This is a genomic window from Nocardioides sp., assembly GCF_041600255.1.
Lineage (GTDB): Bacteria > Actinomycetota > Actinomycetes > Propionibacteriales > Nocardioidaceae > Nocardioides.
On record NZ_JBFIKK010000013.1, the window covers coordinates 1 to 15,437 of the forward strand.

Genomic DNA, 15,437 nt, shown 5'->3' on the forward strand with positions numbered 1-15,437 from the left:
CGAACGGCACCACGGCCCCCCGCTCGTCCCGCAGCCTCATGGGAGCGCCCCGCTGCCCGGGCCGACCCCCTGCTCGGCGGCCGCGACCGCCTCCGCCCGCACCGTGACCGAGGGGAGGAAACCGAAGAGGCCTCCCGGACCTCCGACCTCGTCCTCGACCTGGGCGACCAGGCGATCCCCCTGCTGACGCACCGTGATCCGGCTGCCCGGCGGCGCGACCTCCAGCCCCCGCGCCACCGCCTGCTCCGCGCTCTCACCCCGGGCCGCCGCTCGGGCGCTCTCCCGAGCGGCATCCACCACGCGGACGTGGGTGGTCGCCAGACCCAGCATCCAGATCAGCCCCGCGGTCACCGCCAGGAGCATCGGCAGCACCATGGCGAGCTCGGCGGTGACCGCGCCCCGCTCATCGACCCGTCGAGCACGAGAGGTGCTCATCCCCAGCCGAACCCGGAGATCACGGTGTCGAAGATGGTCTTGAGCAGCGTCTGCCCGACGTCGCCGGTGAGGAACTTGTAGAGCAGCCCGGCGAAGCCACAGCCGGCGGCCGTTCCGACGGCGTACTCGGCGGTGGTGATGCCCGCCTCGGCACGACGAGAGGCACGGCGCAGGCTGCGGGTGGTGGTCATGGACATGGTGTTCTCCTTCATCTCGAGGCCGCGGGCGCGGCCCGTCGGACACCAGAGTCGGGCGAATCCGGACGCCGCGGTGGTCGCCGCTGCCGACCTGTGCACGAGGCTCGCGCGGCCTGCCGACGTGGACGACCAGCGACTCAGAAGCGCAGGGCGCCGACCATCCCAGCCACCACGGGCACGATGCCGATCAGCAGGAAGGCGGGCAGCAGGCAGACCCCGAGCGGGACGGCTGCCTTCACCCCCACGGACCGGGCTCGACTCTCGACCTCCGCCCGCGAGGAACGGGTCAGGTCGTCGGCCAGCCGCAGCATGCTGGCGACCACGGGGGCGCCCGTCTCGTGGGCGCGCACCCAGGTGCGCGCGAGCGGAGCCAGCTCGGGGTCGCCGACCAGAGTCCCCCACGCCCGGCCGGGGTCGACCCCCAGTGCGAGCCGGTTCCGCACCGGCGCGAGCCGGTCGACGGCTGCGCCCGGCAGGGCAGTGGTCACCACCTCGAGCGCCTCGCCCGGGGCGGCGCCGGACCCCAGGGCCGCTGCGAGCAGGTTCACGACGTGGGGCAGGTCGCGACGCACCTCGGCTCGTGAGCGTCGGGTCTGCGGCGACTCCGCCCGCCCGACCACGATCCACGCCGCGACCGCACCGGCCAGCCCGAGCAGGGGGGCCAACGCTCCCGGTAGCACCACGGCGACCCCGACGCCCGCCGCCACCGAGACCAGCAGCCGGCGCGGAAGCTCGGAGCTCGCCCGGACCGGGACAGGCGCAGGCGGGACGGGCGCGGGCGGTGGCCGGGGGACGATCAACCACGCCGCCACCGCCGCAGCCACCACCGCCAGGCCGGTCATCGCGGCTGCTCGACCGCGCCGGCGAGGGACTCGATCCACCACAGACCCGCCAGCGCGAAGGCCAGCCCCGCCGCCAGACAGGCGAGACCAGCGGGGGTGTGCAGGAGGAACGCCCAGGGATCTCCCCCCGAGCCGGAGCCGACCGTCAAGGACATCACCGGCAGAGCCGCCATCAGGCGCGCCGTACTCCGCGCGGACGCCAGCTCGCCACGCACCACCTGCCGGGACTGCTCAGCCTCCCGGGCACCGGCGGCCACCCTGCTCACGGCGTCGGCCAGCCCCTGACCGGTCCGATGGGCCACCCGCCACGCCGCGGCGACGTGGCGGAGGTCGGACGCCCCCCGACGGCGCGACAGGTCGTCGAGGGCATCGGCGACATCCCCGCCCACCCGGAAGGTCTCCCCCACACTGGCCAGCGGTGACCACGCCCGAGCCGCGTGCTCCAGGGCGCTCCCGGGGGGCTGCCCCGCGGAGAGCTCAGCCGCGAGCAGTTCGCACACCTCGACGACCGCATGCGAGACGGTCATCGCCCGCACCTCGGCCCGGCGGCGACGCCAGAGCGCACTGCCGCCGGCGAAAGCCGCCACCCCGATCAGTACCAGGGCCACCGTGTCCGCAGAGACGGCGAGGACGAGCACGGTGACCCCGGCGACGACGACTCCCACCACCCCGCGTGGGTCGGGCCCGGCATCTCGGAGCGTTCGCGCCAGGGGAGGCCGCACCAGCAGGCCGGCCACGAGCGCGGCACTGATCACGCTGAGCGCGATCACCTCGAGACTCCCGGCTCCGCGAACCCACCGCCTCCACCGAGGCGGTCCGCGAGACGGGCGGCAGCCGGACCGAACTCGCTCGCCGCCCCGTCCGGCGCGAGACGCCAGGCCGTCACCATCGAGACGAGCCCGTCCGGACTCCGCTCCGGCATCGCCACCTCGCGCAGCTGTCGGCGACCATCCGAGGCCCGGTCCAGATGGAGCACCACGTCCAGCGCCGCGCCCAGTTGACTGTGCACCGCGTCCCGACCCAGTCCACCGGCCAGCGCCAGCGCCTCCACCCGAGCCGATACGTCGGCGGCGGAGTTGGCGTGCAGCGTCCCGCAGCCACCCTGGTGGCCGGTGTTGAGCGCCGCCAGCAGGTCGACCACCTCGGCGCCACGCACCTCGCCGACCACGAGGCGGTCCGGTCGCATCCGGAGCGCCTGGCGGACCAGCGTGCGCAGATCCACCTCGCCGGCGCCCTCGATGTTCGGCGGTCGGCTCTCCAGCGCCACGACGTGCGGGTGCGCCGGGCGAAGTTCGCTGGAGTCCTCGACCAGCACGAGGCGTTCGCCGGGATCGACCGTGCCGAGCAGCGCGGCCAGCAGCGTCGTCTTCCCCGACCCTGTGCCGCCGCTGACCAGGAAGGCCAGACGCGCGCCCACGATCGCCCGGACCAACCGGGCGCTCTCACGGGTCAGCGCACCCGCAGCGAGGAGCTCCTCCACCGAGAAGCCACGGGCACGGGGCACACGCAGTGAGATGAGCGTGCCCGGGCGAGCAATGGGGGCGAGCACGCAGTGGAATCGCGTCCCGTCGACCAGCCGGAGGTCGACCTGGGGCGAGGCGTCGTCGAGCCGACGCCCGCCCGAGGCTGCCAGTCTCTGCGCCAGGCGGCGCACCGCCTCCTCGTCGGGGAACCGCACGGACGTGAGCTCCAGGCCTTGGCCGCGGTCGAGGTAGACCCGTTCCGGACCGTTGACGAGGACATCCGTGACCCCCTCCACCCGCAGCAGCGGATCGAGCGGCCCGGCCCCGAGCACGTCGCGACGAAGCGCCTCGTGCACCCGCAGGACCGTCTCGTCGCCGACCGGACGACCGGACCCACGCAAGGCCTGGGCCACCCGGTGCGGCGTCAGCTCGCCGGGCTCGCGGGCGAGGCGCTCGCGGACGACCTCGAGGTCGGCGAGCTCGCCCCGGGTGACGTCGCGGTCCTCCCGCAGGCTCATGCGGCCGCCGACAGCAACGAGAGCTGGGTCAGCACCTCGCCAGCGGCCCTCCCGAGCGGGCCACGGTGGTTGCGCACCGGGCCCAGCCCGAGGTCGATGGACTCCGCGAGACCGCGCTGGTCACCCATCGAGGCGAGCACGGGCACGCCCGTGGTCCGCGCCAGCACCGCCGGCTCCACCCCGCGCCCGCGGATCACGAGGCGCAGCCGCAGCGGGTCGGCGATGCGGGCGCAGAGCCGACTCGCGGAGGCGACCCCGGCCACCGTGGGCACCACGACCACGAGGACCCGCTCGCACCGGGCGATGAGCTCCTCGACCACCTCGTCGCTGGAGCGAGGAAGGTCCAGCACCACCGTGTCGTGGCCACGCTCGGCTGCGGAGAGCGCCTCGCGGGCAGCGAAGGCCGGCAGCGGCGCCGCAGCGCCCGCGTGCCAGGTGAGGACCCCGAGACCGGAGCGACCCGGCACGGCCTCGCGCAGCGAGCGAGAGCTCAGCCGACCCGTGGTCCGGCACAGGGAGTCCCAGCGGACTCCCTCCTGACCCTCGAGGCCCAGGACGCGATCGGTGCCGGGGCCCAGCGGGTCGGCGTCGACGACGAGCGCCGGCCCGGACCTCGCCGCCATCTGACCCAGGGCGCACGCGAACGTCGTCGCCCCCGCTCCCCCGGACCCACCGATCACCCCCACGACCAGGCCGCGGCTGCGCCCCGGGTCACCGGCATCGGTCAGGGTCTCGGTCAGCCACGTCCCCGACCGCGGGAGCTCGGCGACGTTCTCGGCGCCGACGGCGAGCGCGACCTTGAAGAGGTCGTCGGGCACCGAACCCCAGGCCACCACGTGGACTCCGGCACGGCGAGCCGGGGCCGTGCGCGCCACCTCGTCCGCGAGGTCGGCCCCGAGGAAGACCAAGGAGGCGGCGTTCCAGGCGCGCAGCGCGGCAGCCCCGTCGCGAGCGACCTCGGGGGTGATCCCGGCAGCTGCGGAGAGCCGGAGCAGCTCGTCGAGGAGGGTCTCGTCACGGGTGATCAGGAGAGGAGCGGTCATGGCGTCAGCGTCGCCGCGGGCACCCGCCACACCGCTCCGGACGGGACTGGCCTGTGGACAAGCAGACCGTCGAGACGAGTTGTGGAGACCAGGTGGGCAGTTCCTGCGGTCGAGAACCCCGAGCCACACCTACGATGAGCCCATGGCTCACCGCCCCCCCGCAGCCTTCTTCGACCTCGACAAGACGATCATCGCCAAGTCGAGCACCCTGGCCTTCAGCAAGCCCTTCCAGGCCGGTGGCCTGATCTCGCGGCGCGCCGTCCTCCGCTCGGCGTACGCCCAGTTCGTCTACCTGGTCGGCGGCGCCGACCACGACCAGATGGAGAAGCTGCGCCAGTTCATGTCCCAGTTGTGCGCCGGGTGGGACGTGGCGACCGTGCGCGAGATCGTGGCCGAGACGCTGCACCACGTCGTCGACCCGATCGTGTACGACGAGGCCGTTTCGCTGATCGAGGAGCACCACCTCGCCGGCCGCGATGTCGTCATCGTCTCCACCTCGGGCACCGAGGTGGTCGGCCCGATCGGCGAGATGCTCGGCGCCGACCGGGTGGTCGCCACCCGACTGGCCATCGAGGACGGCCGCTACACCGGCGAGATCGAGTACTACGCCTACGCCGAGGAGAAGGCGAAGGCGATCCGCGAGCTCGCCGAGGAGGTCGGGTACGACCTGGAGCGCAGCTACGCCTACAGCGACTCCATCACCGACGTCCCGATGCTCGAGGCGGTGGGCCACCCCTTCGCCGTCAACCCCGACCGCGAGCTCCGCAAGGTGGCCGAGGCGAACGGCTGGCCGGTGCTGGTGTTCACCAAGCCGGTCGCCCTGCAGAGCCGTCTGCCGCTGCCACCGGCCAAGCAGACCCTGGCCGCGCTGGCGGTCGGCGGTGTCGTCGCCGTCGGCGGCGTGCTGTGGGTCAACGCCCGCAAGCGGCGCCTCGGGGCCTGAGCCCTGCCGGGCGCCACCCTCATCGCGCACCCGCGGCAAATGTCAAGCCTTGAACCCGTGGGCAAAGCGGCGTAGACAAGAGACAGAACTACAGAAGCAACATGTGATTCCGGTACCCACGCGGCGATCCACCCTTCCTTCAGGGCGCTAGCCACATCGGGATACTCCCGGGGCAGCAGATGAGTGCACGCTTGGTAGCCACATGGATCACATGTCCGCGGCGGCACCCGAATCTTCGCGAATCGGGTGCCGCTTGCCTGTCCGCACCCGGTCGGTCCGCCCGGCTCAGCCCTGGTCGGCGGCCCTGACCAGCGGGCTCGCCTCGGCACCGGCGGCGAACGCCTCGGCCGCGTACAGCAGCCAGGCGTGGACGCCGGACGCTCCGCCCTCGCGGTAGCCCCGCAGGTTCGACTCGTACTCCGCCCGCAGCGCCAGGTGCCCGGCCTCCGGCACCACCAGCGACTTCTCGTCCACCCCGCGAGCGATCAGCACCAGACGTTCGGCGGCCCGGGCCACGATCCCGTTGTGGGAGGCGAACGGCGCCGCGGTGACGAGGTCGGCGTGGACCAGCGCCGCCACCAGAAGGGCAGGGGCGGAGGTCGGCGCGAGCAGCAGCGCGGAGAGGTCGCGCAGGCGAGCCGCGGCGTCCTCGTTGCGGGGTCGACCCAGCTGCTCGGTCGGCACCTGGGTCCCTCCGGCCAGGGCGTGGATCCGCGCGAACGCCTGCAGGGGCGAGCGGTTCAGCGTCGGGGACAGCGAGAGCAGCTCGGTGGAGACCCGGACCGATGCCTGGGCCACCTCGTCGCCGTCGCCGGCACGGATCTCGGCCAGGGAGGAGCTCGACCCCTCCAGCACGGCACTCGCGTGGGCACCCCGCAGCAGCGACTCGGCCGTCATCTCCGGGGACGTACGACGCAACCCCCGGTCGCGCAGCATCACGTCGATGCCGTCCCGCGTGGAGGCGTACACCGACGGCACGCCCTCGAGGGACGTCAACCACTCCAGGGGATCTGCGCTCATGGTGCCGAAGGCTAGCCAGTGCTGCGCGATCGGCCTTCATCCAGCCGGTAGCCTGCGACAGATGAGTGACGAGCAGGAGCCCTTCGCCGCCTCGGGGTCGCGAGCCTTCGGGACGGTGGCCCGCGCCTACGACCGCGGCCGGCCGTCGTACCCCCGGGAGGCAGCCCGGTGGCTGGTCGGCGACCAGCCGCGCACCGTCCTCGAGCTCGGCGCCGGCACCGGCAAACTGACCGACGAACTGGTCGCGCTCGGTCACGACGTGCACGCCACCGACCTCGACGCCGAGATGCTCGCCGTCCTGCAGCAGCGGTTGCCCGACGTCCGCACCACCCTCGCGCCGGCCGAGGAGATCCCGCTGGCGGACCGATCCGTCGACGTCGTGGTCTGCGCCCAGGCGTTCCACTGGTTCGACAGCGCCCGCGCCCTGCCCGAGATCGCCCGAGTGCTCAAGCCCGGCGGCAGCCTCGCCCTCGCCTGGAACCAGCCCGACCAGCGGATCCCCTGGGTACGCCGCCTCGGCGCGCTGATCGGCAACCAGGACCAGGTCGAGGCGCCGGCCGAGCCCCTGATCGCCTCGACGCTCTTCGGCTTCGTGGACGAGGAGACGTTCCGTTTCTGGCAGCAGGTCGACCGGCGCACCATCCAGGACCTCGCGTTGAGCCGCTCGAACATCCTGAGCCTCGCCCCCGAGGCCCAGGAGGCCAAGCTGGCCGAGGTGCTCGCCTTCTACGACGACTACGGCCGGGGGATGGACGGCATGCAGCTGCCCTACACCGCGCGCTGCTTCAAGGCGCGGGTGGTGACGCCACCGGGCGCGAGCGGCCCGCGCGCCCACTCCCCCGAGGGCACCGAAGCCGACGCCGACCCGACCCGGCCGGAGCCCGGTGCCACCGGGGAGTTCGACGTCTCCGACGGCACCGACACGGACATGTTGCTGATCGACTTCCGCTGACATGTCCCGCTGGCGGCGTCCCCATCTCGGGTCGGAGACCGACCGCGCCACGTTCCGCACGCTGCACAGCGCCTCCCTGGCCTCGCCCGCGCTGCGGGAGGGCCTGACCGCCACCAGCGCCGAGCGGAGCATCCGGCACCTGCACGACCTGCTCGGCACGCCCGCCGTGGCCCTGACCGACACCGAGGGCCTGCTTGCCTGGCACGGCGCCGGCCAGCACCACCAGGAGCAGGCTGCGGCGTTGGCGCGGGCGACGGTCGAGCGCGGCAGCACCCGGATGTTCGACCGCGTCGACCTGCCCTGTACGACGAGCGGGTGCGACGTCCGGACCGCGGTGGTGAGTCCGCTGGTCGTCGAGGAGCGGCTCGTGGGCACCCTGCAGGTCTTCGCGACGTACCCGAGCGCCTGGCTGGGCCGTGCAGCGGACGAGGTGGCCCAGTGGGTCTCGGGCCAGCTCGAGCTGGCCGAGCTGGACGCGTCGCGGACTCGACTGATGGAGGCCGAGGTCCGTGCCCTGCGGGCCCAGATCAGCCCGCACTTCATCTACAACTCGCTGGGCGCGATCGCGTCGTTCGTCCGCACCGACCCGGACCGGGCCCGGGACCTGCTGCTGGAGTTCGCGGACTTCACCCGCTACTCGTTCCGCACCCACGGCGAGTTCACCACGCTGGCCGAGGAGCTCCGCTCGGTCGAGCGCTACCTCCTGCTCGAGCAGGCCCGCTTCGGCGACCGGTTGCGGCTCACGCTGAGCGTCAGCCCCGAGGTGCTGCCGGTGGTGGTGCCGTTCCTGTGCATCCAGCCCCTGGTGGAGAACGCGGTGCGCCACGGGCTCGAGTCCTCCGAGGGCGGCGGACACATCACGATCGTCGCCGCGGACCGCGGCCAGGAGTGCGTGATCGAGGTCGAGGACGACGGTGCCGGCGAAGAGCCTGAACGGGTGAGACGTGCGCTCGCCGGCGACACCGCGCTCGACTCGGTCGGCCTCGGCAACGTCGACAGCCGGCTGCGCCACGCGTTCGGGGACGACTACGGTCTCGTCGTGGAGACGGCACCGGGGGCGGGCACGAAGGTGATCGTGCGCGTGCCGAAGTTCGCGCCGGGCGTGCACGCATGAGCCCGTCGGCAGCGTTGCGGGTGCTGGTCGTCGACGACGAGCGGCCCGCGCTCGACGAGCTGGCCTACCTGCTGGGCCGCGACCCGCGGATCGGGGAGATCCACACCAGCCAGTCGGCCACCGACGGCCTGCGCATCCTGCAGGAGCACGAGATCGACGCGCTCTTCCTCGACATCCAGATGCCGGGCCTCAGCGGCCTCGAGCTCGCCCAGGTGCTCGCCCGCTTCCGCACCCCGCCCCCGATCGTCTTCGTGACCGCGCACGAGGGGCACGCGGTCGACGCGTTCGACCTCCGGGCGGTCGACTACGTCCTCAAGCCCGTCCGGGCGGACCGCCTCGCCGAGGCCGTACGCCGCGTGGTCGAGGGCGGCGAACGACCCGCCTCCGAGCAGGACCTGCAGGTCCCGGTGGAGCGGGCCGGGGTGACCCGCTTCCTGAACCGCTCCGAGATCAGCCACGTCGAGGCACACGGGGACTACGCCCGGCTGCACACCGCCGCCGGCGCGCACCTGGTCCGGACACCGCTGTCCACGCTGGAGGAGGAGTGGGCCGAGGCCGGCTTCGTCCGGATCCACCGCTCGTTGCTGGTCTCGCTCGCCCACATCCGCGAGGTCCGGATGGACGCCGGACGCTGCACGGTGCTGCTGACCGGCCCGGACGACGTCGAGCTGGCCGTCAGCCGCCGCCACACCCGCGAGCTGCGCAACCTGCTGCTCGGCCGGGCGTCGGGGGCCGAGGGCCCGTGACCAGCCCCCGGCCCTCGGGTCAGCCGCCACGCGAGCGGGTCCGGGTGACCGGGCCGCCACGTCGTCGTACGCCGCGGGCGCGGACCAGCGACATCGATGCCGAGACCCGGCTGGGCGACATGTACATGGGTTCACTGGTGCGCGAGCAGCTCCGCCTGGCCCGACGGACCCTGCTCCTGCTGGTCGGCACGGTGGCGGTCCTCCCGCTGCTCTTCGTGCTCGTGCCGGCGACGGCGTCGGCCAGCGTGCTGGGGGTGCCGCTGCCCTGGCTGCTGCCCGGCGTCCTGGTCTATCCGTGGCTGGTGCTGCTCGGCTGGCGCCACGTCCGCCGAGCCGAACGCAACGAGCGCGACTTTGCCGAGCTGATCGGCGAGGCCTCCCGGTGAGCGTGCTGGCTCCGGACGGGATCGACACGGTGCCCGGTGTCGTCGCCGTGGTGCTGGTGACGGTCACGACGCTGGCCATCGGGGCGTGGGGGCTGCGCCTGTCGCGCACCACCAGCGACTTCTTCGTGGCCTCGCGCACGGTCCATCCCGGCCTGAACGCCTCGGCCATCGGTGGCGAGTACCTCTCCGCGGCCTCCTTCCTGGGCGTGGCCGGGCTCGTGCTGACCTTCGGCGCCGACATGCTCTGGTACCCGGTCGGCTGGACGGCCGGCTACCTCGTCCTGCTGGTGCTGGTCGCGGCTCCCCTGCGTCGTTCGGGCGCCTACACGCTGCCGGACTTCGCCGAGGCCCGGCTCGGCTCCCGCGGCGTCCGAGCGGTCTGCTCGGTCCTGGTCGTGGCGGTCGGCTGGCTCTACCTGCTGCCGCAGTTCATGGGCGCCGGGATCACCCTGGAGGCGGCGATCGGGGCCCCGGCATGGGTCGGCCCGGCGATCGTCGCGCTGGTGGTCCTGCTCAACGTCACCTCGGGGGGCATGCGCAGCATCACCTTCGTCCAGGCCTTCCAGTACTGGCTCAAGCTGACCGCCCTGCTGCTGCCCGCCGCGGTCCTGCTGGTGGTCTGGGCGGGCGAACGTGGGACCGCGGGCATCCCCGGGTCGCTGGACTGGTCCTCACCGGCGGGCGGGGGCGGGGGCGGGCAGGAGCTGTACCTGACCTACTCGCTGATCGTGGCGACCTTCCTGGGCACGATGGGCCTGCCGCACGTGGTCGTCCGCTTCTACACCAACCCGGACGGGCGCGCGGCCCGTCGTACGACGCTGGTGGTGCTGGTCCTGCTCGGGCTCTTCTACCTGTTGCCGCCGATCTACGGTCTGCTCGGTCGGATCTACGCTCCGGAGCTGGTCGGGTCGGACCGCGCGGACACCCTGGTGCTCGAGCTGCCCCGGCTGATGCTGCCGGGGGCCGGCGGGGAGCTGCTCACCGGGCTGGTCACCGCGGGCGCCTTCGCGGCCTTCCTGTCCACCGCGTCCGGCCTGAGCATCGCCGTCGCGGGCGTGCTGAGCCAGGACGTCACCGGTCGGGCGTACGCCGGGCGGCGCCTCGGCGGGATCGCCGCCTTCCGGGTCGGCGCCGTGGTGGCCGTGCTGGTGCCCGCGACCGCCGCCCTGGTCAGCCCCGACCTCGGGGTGGCTCGGGCGGTCGGGCTGGCGTTCGCGGTCGCTGCCTCGACCTTCTGCCCGCTGCTGGTGCTCGGGATCTGGTGGCGTCGGTTGACCGATGTCGGCGCGATCGCCGGACTGGCGGCGGGAGGGCTGGGCTCGGGGGCCGCCGTGGCGTGGACGATGGCGGCAACCGAGGGACGGCAGGGCTGGGCGGACGTGCTGATGTCGCAGCCGGCGGCCTGGAGCGTGCCGCTGGCCTTCCTCACCATGGTGCTGGCCAGCCTGCTGACCCCCGGCCGGGTCCCCGGGCACACCGGTCGGTTCCTGGTGCGGTTGCACACCCCGGAGGAGCTCGCCGTGGAGCGCGGCCTGGACGGCCATCTCGACCGTTCGTCGCTCGATTCCGACCGCTGAGCGATTCGACCCCGCCGCTCGGCGCGGCACGGCCGACGAGGCCTGTCAGCGGCCGCACCCCCGCTCCTACGGTGACGACGATCACACCCGTCCGAGAGGGGTTCCCGGTGTCCGACACCCAGCACGACCAGGCAGAGCGCCACGATCCGGTCTACGACCAGCTCGCCGCCACCGATGAGTTCAAAGAGCTGCGTCGCGCCTACCGCAGCTTCGTCTTCCCGGCCACGATCGCCTTCCTGGCCTGGTACCTGCTCTACGTCGTCATGTCGAACTGGGCCACCGGGTTCATGAACATCCGCCTGGTCGGCAACATCAACGTCGCCCTCGTCTTCGGCCTGCTCCAGTTCGTGACGACCTTCGCGCTCGCCTGGCTCTACAGCCGCTACTCCACGGCCAAGCTCGACCCGTTGGCCCGCCACCTCAACGACCACTACGAGACGGGCCGCTGACATGGATCACCAGATTCTCACCACGTTCTTGTTCCTGGCCGTCGTCGCACTGACCGTCGGGATCACCGTCTGGGCCAGCCGGCAGGGCTCCGGCTCGGCCAACTTCTACGCCGGCGGCCGCTCCTTCACCCCGGTGCAGAACGGCTTCGCGATCGGCGGCGACTACATGTCGGCCGCCTCCTTCCTCGGGATCTCCGGCGCCATCGCCCTGAACGGGTACGACGGCTTCCTCTACTCGGTCGGCTTCCTGGTGGCCTGGCTGGTCGCGCTGCTGCTCGTCGCGGAGATGCTGCGCAACTCGGGTCGGTACACGATGGCCGACCAGCTGGCCTACCGGATGAAGCAGACGCCGGTGCGGATGGCCGCCGCCACCTCGACCGTGGTGGTCTCGATCTTCTACCTGCTCGCGCAGATGGTCGGCGCCGGCGCCCTGGTCGCGCTGCTGCTCGGCGTCGACAGCCAGGCGGTGAAGAACCTGGTCATCTTCGCGGTCGGCATCCTGATGATCTTCTACGTGACCGTCGGCGGCATGCGCGGCACCACCTGGGTGCAGATCGTCAAGGCCGTGCTGCTGATGACCGGCTCCGCGCTGATCGTCGTACTCGTGCTGTGGAAGTTCAGCTTCAACCTCTCCGACCTGCTCGGCGCGGCCGCCAGCAACAGCGGCAAGGGCCAGGCGTTCCTGGAGCCCGGCCTCAAGTTCGGCGGCTCCACCACGAGCAAGCTCGACTTCGTCAGCCTCGGGCTCGCCCTGGTGCTCGGCACCGCGGGTCTGCCGCACATCCTGATCCGCTTCTACACCGTGCCGACCTCGCGCGACGCCCGGAAGTCGGTGCTCTGGGCCATCGGCCTGATCGGCGTCTTCTACCTGTTCACGCTGGTCCTGGGCTTCGGTGCCGCCGCGCTGCTGTCCGGCGACAAGGCCGACCAGGTGGCGACCAGCAAGGGCAACCTGGCCTCGCCGTTGCTCGCCGAAGCGGTCGGTGGTGGTGCCGGGTCGACCGGTGGTGCCGTTTTGCTCGCGGTGATCTCGGCCGTGGCGTTCGCGACCATCCTCGCGGTGGTCGCCGGGCTGACGCTGACCTCGTCGGCGTCGGTGGCCCACGACATCTACAACAACGTGATCAAGAAGGGCCGGGCGACCGAGAAGCAGGAGATCAAGGTGACCCGGATCGCGGCGTTCTCGATCGGCCTGATTGCGATCCTGCTGGCGATCCCGGCGCAGAACCTCAACATCGCCTTCCTGGTCGCGCTCGCCTTCGCGGTCGCGGCGTCGGCGAACCTGCCGGCGATCGTCTACAACATGTTCTGGCGACGCTTCAACACCCGGGGCGCCACCTGGAGCATCTACGGCGGTCTGATCTCGTCGGTGGGCCTGGTGATCTTCTCGCCGATCATGTCCGGCAAGGGCATCGTCGACGGGGTCAACCAGAGCCTGCTGCCGGCCAGCATCGACATCGCCTGGTTCCCCCTGGAGAACCCGGGCATCGTCTCGATCCCGCTGGGCTTCCTCTTCGGGTTCCTGGGCACCATGTCGCGCCGCGAGCCCGCCGCCGAGGACCGCTTCACCGAGCTGGAGGTCCGGGCCCTGTCCGGTGCCGGCTCGGAGAAGGCGCTGGTCCACTGAGTCCCGGGGGGCCGGTCCCGACGCTCTCGGGAGCCGGGAGCGGCCCCCCTCGGGCCCCTCGACAGTGCTGGACGTCGAGGGGCCCCCACGTCCTACAGTGGCGAACACGCCACCACGCACCAACACGGGAGAGATCGTGAGCGAAGAGACCCTGGACAACCTGTCGCACGAGGACCGGACGTTCGAGCCGCCCGCCGAGCTGGCCGCCGAGGCCAACATGAAGGCGGAGGCGTACGACCGCGCCGACGCCGACCGGTTGGGGTTCTGGGCCGAGCAGGCCGACCGGCTGGACTGGTCGAAGCGCTGGGACCAGGTCCTGGACTGGGACGACCCGCCCTTCGCCAAGTGGTTCGTCGGCGGCCGGCTCAACGCGGCGTACAACTGCGTGGACCGGCACGTCGAGGCCGGCCACGGCGACCGGGTGGCGCTGCACTGGGTGGGCGAGCCCGCCGACGACACCCGGACGATCACCTACGCCGACATGAAGGACCAGGTCAGCCGGGCCGCCAACGCCCTGACCGAGCTGGGGGTCGCCGCCGGTGACCGGGTGGCGATCTACATGCCGATGATCCCCGAGGCCGTCGTCGCGATGCTGGCCTGCGCGCGGATCGGGGCGCCACACACCGTGGTGTTCGGAGGCTTCTCCTCCGACGCCCTGGCCTCCCGCGTCGCCGACTGCCAGGCCAAGGTCGTGATCACCTCCGACGGTGGTTACCGGCGGGGGTCGGCCTCGGCCCTGAAGCCGGCCGTCGACGAGGCCCGGGCCAAGGCCGCCGCGGGTGGCTTCGACGTCGAGCACGTGCTCGTCGTACGCCGTACCGGTCAGGAGGTCGCCTGGGACGACGCCGTCGACGTGTGGTGGCACGACGTCGTCGACGCCGCGTCCAGCGACCACACCCCCGAGGCCTTCGACGCCGAGCACCCGCTCTACGTCATGTACACCTCCGGCACGACCGGCAAGCCCAAGGGCATCCTGCACACGACCGGCGGCTACCTCGCCGGCACGTCGTACACGCACTCGGCGGTCTTCGACCTCAAGCCCGAGACCGACGTCTACTGGTGCACCGCCGACATCGGCTGGGTGACCGGGCACTCGTACATGGTCTACGGGCCGATGGCGAACGGTGCGACCCAGGTGATGTACGAGGGCACCCCGGACAGCCCGCACAAGGGCCGCTGGTGGGAGATCATCGAGCAGTACGGCGTGACGATCTTCTACACCGCCCCGACCGCGATCCGGACCTTCATGAAGTGGGGGCGCGAGATCCCCGACAAGGCCGACCTGTCCTCGCTGCGGCTGCTCGGCTCGGTGGGTGAGTCGATCAACCCCGAGGCGTACATGTGGTACCGCGAGGTCATCGGCGGCGACCGGTGCCCGATCGTCGACACCTGGTGGCAGACCGAGACCGGCGCGATCATGATCAGCCCGCTGCCGGGCGTGACCGCCGGCAAGCCGGGCTCCGCGATGCGCTCGATCCCGGGCGTCGTCGCGGACGTCGTGGACGAGGCGGGCCAGTCGGTCGCCAACGGACACGGCGGCTACTTGGTGATCCGGGAGCCCTGGCCCTCGATGCTGCGGACGATCTGGGGCGACGACGACCGGTTCAAGGAGACGTACTGGTCGCGCTTCAAGACCATGTACTTCGCCGGCGACGGCGCCAAGAAGGACGAGGACGGGGACATCTGGCTGCTCGGCCGGGTCGACGACGTGATGAACGTGTCCGGCCACCGGCTGTCCACCACCGAGATCGAGTCGGCGTTGGTGTCGCACCCGAAGGTCGCCGAGGCGGCCGTGGTGGGGGCGGCCGACGAGACCACCGGGCAGGCGGTCTGCGCCTTCGTCATCCTGCGGGAGAGCGCCGGGGACGGCGGCGACGGCATCGTCGAGGAGCTGCGCAAGCACGTGCAGAAGGAGATCGGCGCGATCGCCAAGCCGCGTCAGATCATGATCGTGCCGGAGCTGCCGAAGACCCGCTCGGGCAAGATCATGCGCCGCCTGCTCAAGGACGTCGCCGAGCACCGCGAGGTCGGTGACGTGACGACGCTGGCCGACTCCTCGGTGATGAACCTGATCTCCGCGGGCCTCTCCTCCGACAAGAACGAGGACTGACCTGCCACTTGTGGT

At 72.3% G+C, this 15,437-nt stretch carries 16 protein-coding genes; 9 read left to right on the forward strand and 7 right to left on the reverse strand.

Translation table 11 applies throughout. From position 1 onward, the window contains the following. Nucleotides 1-36: 36 nt before the first annotated feature. The 6 genes from ABZE72_RS02865 to ssd form a co-directional block, all read right to left on the reverse strand. Nucleotides 37-435, reverse strand: coding sequence for a TadE family type IV pilus minor pilin (locus ABZE72_RS02865; protein ID WP_372727512.1), 399 nt, complete (start codon nucleotides 433-435; stop codon nucleotides 37-39). After that, nucleotides 432-632, reverse strand: coding sequence for a DUF4244 domain-containing protein (locus tag ABZE72_RS02870; protein WP_372727513.1), 201 nt, complete (start codon nucleotides 630-632; stop codon nucleotides 432-434). Before ABZE72_RS02870 ends, ABZE72_RS02865 begins: the two co-directional genes overlap by 4 nt. A gap of 137 nt (nucleotides 633-769) precedes the next feature. Further along, a complete protein-coding gene (locus ABZE72_RS02875) occupies nucleotides 770-1,474 on the reverse strand; it encodes a type II secretion system F family protein (RefSeq protein ID WP_372727514.1) in 705 nt (234 codons plus the stop codon). Then, entirely contained in the window at nucleotides 1,471-2,244 is a 774-nt protein-coding gene (locus ABZE72_RS02880; protein WP_372727515.1) for a type II secretion system F family protein, read from the reverse strand. Before ABZE72_RS02880 ends, ABZE72_RS02875 begins: the two co-directional genes overlap by 4 nt. After that, the gene (locus tag ABZE72_RS02885) at nucleotides 2,241-3,455 is read right to left on the reverse strand and encodes a TadA family conjugal transfer-associated ATPase (protein WP_372727516.1); all 1,215 of its coding nucleotides are present in this window, start codon (nucleotides 3,453-3,455) and stop codon (nucleotides 2,241-2,243) included. The genes ABZE72_RS02880 and ABZE72_RS02885 overlap by 4 nt, the downstream gene beginning before the upstream one ends. Then, complete coding sequence (gene ssd, locus ABZE72_RS02890; protein WP_372727517.1) at nucleotides 3,452-4,498, reverse strand: septum site-determining protein Ssd; 1,047 nt, start codon at nucleotides 4,496-4,498, stop codon at nucleotides 3,452-3,454. Before ssd ends, ABZE72_RS02885 begins: the two co-directional genes overlap by 4 nt. Before the next feature lie 142 nt (nucleotides 4,499-4,640). Here ssd and ABZE72_RS02895 point away from each other — a divergent pair, with 142 nt between their 5' ends. Then, a complete protein-coding gene (locus ABZE72_RS02895) occupies nucleotides 4,641-5,441 on the forward strand; it encodes an HAD family hydrolase (protein WP_372727518.1) in 801 nt (266 codons plus the stop codon). A 285-nt stretch (nucleotides 5,442-5,726) separates the two neighbouring features. On the opposite strand, the gene ABZE72_RS02900 is transcribed toward ABZE72_RS02895, so the two are convergent. Further along, complete coding sequence (locus ABZE72_RS02900) at nucleotides 5,727-6,461, reverse strand: oxidoreductase (protein WP_372727519.1); 735 nt, start codon at nucleotides 6,459-6,461, stop codon at nucleotides 5,727-5,729. 61 nt (nucleotides 6,462-6,522) lie between these two features. Here ABZE72_RS02900 and ABZE72_RS02905 point away from each other — a divergent pair, with 61 nt between their 5' ends. From ABZE72_RS02905 to acs, 8 genes are all read left to right on the forward strand, one after another. Beyond that, nucleotides 6,523-7,413, forward strand: a complete 891-nt coding sequence (locus ABZE72_RS02905) for a class I SAM-dependent methyltransferase (RefSeq protein WP_372727520.1) — start codon at nucleotides 6,523-6,525, stop codon at nucleotides 7,411-7,413. A gap of 1 nt (nucleotide 7,414) precedes the next feature. Next, entirely contained in the window at nucleotides 7,415-8,527 is a 1,113-nt protein-coding gene (locus ABZE72_RS02910; RefSeq protein WP_372727521.1) for a sensor histidine kinase, read from the forward strand. Beyond that, a complete protein-coding gene (locus ABZE72_RS02915; RefSeq protein WP_372727522.1) occupies nucleotides 8,524-9,273 on the forward strand; it encodes a LytR/AlgR family response regulator transcription factor in 750 nt (249 codons plus the stop codon). Before ABZE72_RS02910 ends, ABZE72_RS02915 begins: the two co-directional genes overlap by 4 nt. Further along, the gene (locus ABZE72_RS02920; RefSeq protein WP_372727523.1) at nucleotides 9,270-9,659 is read left to right on the forward strand and encodes a hypothetical protein; all 390 of its coding nucleotides are present in this window, start codon (nucleotides 9,270-9,272) and stop codon (nucleotides 9,657-9,659) included. Before ABZE72_RS02915 ends, ABZE72_RS02920 begins: the two co-directional genes overlap by 4 nt. Next, complete coding sequence (locus ABZE72_RS02925; RefSeq protein WP_372727524.1) at nucleotides 9,656-11,236, forward strand: cation acetate symporter; 1,581 nt, start codon at nucleotides 9,656-9,658, stop codon at nucleotides 11,234-11,236. Before ABZE72_RS02920 ends, ABZE72_RS02925 begins: the two co-directional genes overlap by 4 nt. A gap of 107 nt (nucleotides 11,237-11,343) precedes the next feature. Further along, complete coding sequence (locus ABZE72_RS02930; protein WP_372727525.1) at nucleotides 11,344-11,685, forward strand: DUF485 domain-containing protein; 342 nt, start codon at nucleotides 11,344-11,346, stop codon at nucleotides 11,683-11,685. A 1-nt stretch (nucleotide 11,686) separates the two neighbouring features. Continuing rightward, a complete protein-coding gene (locus tag ABZE72_RS02935) occupies nucleotides 11,687-13,312 on the forward strand; it encodes a cation acetate symporter (RefSeq protein WP_372727526.1) in 1,626 nt (541 codons plus the stop codon). Nucleotides 13,313-13,448: 136 nt separating this feature from the next. Beyond that, nucleotides 13,449-15,422, forward strand: a complete 1,974-nt coding sequence (acs, locus tag ABZE72_RS02940; RefSeq protein ID WP_372727527.1) for an acetate--CoA ligase — start codon at nucleotides 13,449-13,451, stop codon at nucleotides 15,420-15,422. Nucleotides 15,423-15,437: the final 15 nt, after the last annotated feature.